Genomic DNA, 3,878 nt, shown 5'->3' with positions numbered 1-3,878 from the left:
AAATAATTTTATATTTAATGTGGATTAAATGCACAATGAAAAAATTACTAACTCTAACCGTTTTTTTTGCGGTTACATTTCTATTTGGACAAACCACACCAGGCGAATATACTGTTAATGGGGTTAGTATAAATACTAAATTATCAGATTTCGGCACAGCTTTTTTTGGTAAGAATAAAGTGATTTTTGCGGCTCCTAAAGATAATATTTCGATTACGAGAATTAAATGGGAAGGCAATAATCAGCCATTCTTAGACTTATATATTGGTGATATTGATGAGAATGGAGAAATTATCAATAAGAAAAGAGTGATTGGAGACATCAACACTAAGTATCACGAAGGGGTTGTTTCTTTTACAAAAGATAAGAAAACAGTCTATTTCAGCGCGAATGACTACTTGAAGAAAAGATATAGAACCGATTCTACAGGAACTAATAATATTCAATTATTTAAAGCTAAAGTAACGAGTAAAGGCGAATGGATAGATGTTGTTAAATTACCGTTTAATGACCTTAGTTTTTCAACAGGCCACCCAGCATTAAATATCGATGATACTAAACTATATTTTATATCCGATAGACCAGAATCTATAGGTAAAACAGATATTTATGTCGTAGATATTAATGATAATGGGACATACAGCGAGCCTAGAAATTTAGGAGAAAAAATTAATACAGAAGAGCGAGAGATGTTTCCATTTATTAGTGATGATAATATTTTGTATTATTCATCGAATGGAAAACCTGGCTTTGGAGAACTAGACGTATTCGCCAGTAAAATATTTGATAATACGGTTGCAGAACCTATTAACCTTGAAGAGCCTGTAAACAGTAAAAAAGATGATTTTGCTTATATAATTGATGATACTAATCATAAAGGATACTTTTCTTCTAATAGAAAAGGCGGAAAGGGAGATGATGATATCTATAGATTCTCATCTTTCCCACCGATTCATTTTGAATGTAATCAGGAAATCACTGGAGTTGTCAGAGATAAAGAAACGCATGCATTATTGCCAGGGGCAACAGTTCAGCTACTTGATGATAAGGGTAATATATTAAAAGAAATCGCGGTTAATGAGGATGCGTCCTATAAATTTCAATTACCATGTGATACTCAATTTACTTTAGTTGGGACATCACCAGGGTTTTTAAGAGAAGAAGTTCCTGCTAAAACGGTTAATGATTTAGAAACAGACCCTTTAAATATTTTTATCGATTTGCCCCCAGAATTAAAGGTAGTTGACGAAAAAATAATGATTAATATTAATACGATCTATTTTGATTTTGATAAATGGAGTATTCGTCCTGAAGCAGCAAAAGAACTTGATAAAGTAGTTGCTGTTATGATAGATCATCCTTCTATGGTGATTGAGGCTGGTTCACATACTGATTCAAGAGCTAGAGAAGCTTATAACCAAACGTTGTCAGAAAAAAGAGCCAAAGCTACAGTAGATTATATCCTTTCAAAGGGAATAAACCCAAGTAGAATTGCGGCTAGAGGTTATGGAGAAATGCAATTGGTAAACGAATGCTCAAGTTTTGTTAAATGCCCTAGAGAAAAACATCAATTAAATCGTAGAACAGAGTTTGTGATTGTTAATGATAATGATAGGTTTGCTTCAACAAACGCAAATGTGAACAATGTTAAACTAGATAAGAAAGTAAATTTAACTTATGTTGATTTAGATGATAAAGATCAAAACACTATTGCATCTACAGATAATTCAGTAAGCCTTCCAACTACAGTTGTAAATTCGACCATTTCTAATAGCTCAACAAACTTTATTAAAATATCACCTATTTATTTTGAATATGATAAATGGAGCTTATCTGACAAAGAGCTAAAAGAATTAGATAATGTTGTTGAAATAATGAATGATAATCCAGAAATTGTAGTTGAGGCTGGAGCACATACTGATTCAAGAAATTTGGAATCGTATAATCAAATTCTATCTGATAAGCGAGCTAAATCTGTAGTGAATTATATTGTTTCTAAAGGAATTGATCCAAGCCGTATTTTTGGTAAAGGATATGGAGAAAGTACCTATGTTAATAAATGTAAGAGTTTTGTTAATTGCTCAGAAGATGAGCATCAAGCAAATAGAAGAATTGAATTTATGGTTGTTGACGGAAATGGTTTTCCTAGTGAGCAATTTGTAGAAAAAGGAGATGAAAAACTTATAAATACAAATCCTATCTATTTTGATTATGATAAACATACTATTCGAAAAGATGCAGCTTATGAATTGAATCGGGTTGTTCAAATATTAAGAAATAATCCCGAATTATTTGTAGAAGCAGGATCTCATACAGATTCTAATAACACAGAAGCGTATAATAGAGCTTTATCGAATAAACGAGCAAAATCAGTAAAACAATTCTTAATTGCTAAAGGGGTTGATGGTGAACGAATTCTAAGTAAAGGTTATGGTGAAATGCGGTTGGTTAATAAATGTTCAAGTTTTGTAAAATGTACTGCAGAACAGCATCAAGAAAATAGAAGAACTGAGTTTAAGATTATTAAAAGTGAATAATAAACAGTTAATAATTGAGTAAAAATAAAAGTAGTTTAAAAATAGGCTTTAACATTTTTTTATATATTTGTCAGAATAGCTAGTTTGTAAAAAATTAGCGACATTATAAGGGGAAATGTAATTCATAAGCCTTTTGAATTACTCAAAATATTAAGTTTCAAATTATGAAGAAAAGTTACTTAACTGAGAGCTTTTTTAAAGCCAAAATTAGTCTCAATCTTTTATTGCTCTTGCTTCTAGGGTTATTTTTTCAGTATAATTCTAGCGCTCAATCAATTCCAGCATCGGACGGAAGTACACCTTGTCAGAATTGTGCACCTCCAGGTTGGGTAGATCAAATAGGAACGCCAGATGTGTCCAACGCAACTCAAGCTGGATTTATGATTCTAGCAGGTTCCGGAAACTATGGTGGTGGAGCTAGTTGGCAAAATGGAATGTTACCCTTACCACCAAATGGTCATACTTCTTGGATTTCTCTGAGAGATATTGGAGTTGCTGGGACTGAAGAAATTGTTAATACAACCATGACGGGTTTAATTGTTGGAGAGACTTATGAACTTACAATTTATACATTATCCGCGCTTTCCAATATGGACGGTGGTCCTTCTGGTAATCAAAGTTATGCAACTCAATACATAGATGAGTTTAGATATATTGTTGGAGCAAATCCTTTGCAAACGATAAGTTCTGTAACTCAAGATGTTTGGGGAACAGAAAAGTTTAGATTTATAGCGACCGCTCCTACAGAAACATTGCAACTTCTTCCTGGGAGTGACCCTGCAGTTGGAACTCCAACTTTTGAAACATTTGAAACAGTTCAAATTTCTGTTACTCTTGACGCAATACGATTATTGTTTGACTCCGATAATGACGGAGTTTTGGATGATGACGATTTAGACTCGGATAATGATGGAATTCCTGACTTAGATGAATATGTTGGAGGATTAGATCCTTATGCTGACGCTGATGATGATGGTGTTCCTGCGTATATTGATGATAATGAAGCAGATGCTACGATTGGGGATGTTGATGGTCTTGTTGAAGCAGCTTTTGACTTAGATGGAGATGGTACAGCTAATCATCTAGATATCGATGCTGATGGAGATGGTGTTTATGATGTTTATGAAGCTGGGCATGGACTCCCAAGTACCGGAGGAAGAATTACTGGAGCTGATACTGGATCTGGAATAAATGGTTTGTTTGATGCTATAGAAACAGGAGATACTTTCACTGATACAATAAATTATACTCTTCTAAATACGGATGGTGATGCCTCGATAAATGCCTTAGATGTAGATGATGATGGTGATGGAGTAGATACAGTTAATGAGAATCCAAATC

1 protein-coding gene and 1 pseudogene are annotated in these 3,878 nt (G+C 33.5%); both read left to right on the top strand.

Annotated elements, in window-relative coordinates:
• Nucleotides 1–2,537, top strand: a 2,537-nt coding sequence (locus tag AC1EUV_RS13765) for an OmpA family protein (RefSeq protein ID WP_480199298.1), incomplete at its 5' end; no start/stop codon positions are given.
• Between the two features lie 164 nt (nucleotides 2,538–2,701).
• Nucleotides 2,702–3,878 (top strand): annotated as a pseudogene (locus AC1EUV_RS13760) (hypothetical protein); the annotation flags it as partial.

Source organism: Maritimimonas sp. 2304DJ26-3, from assembly GCF_056591635.1.
This window is presented reverse-complemented; position numbering and strand designations above follow the sequence as displayed.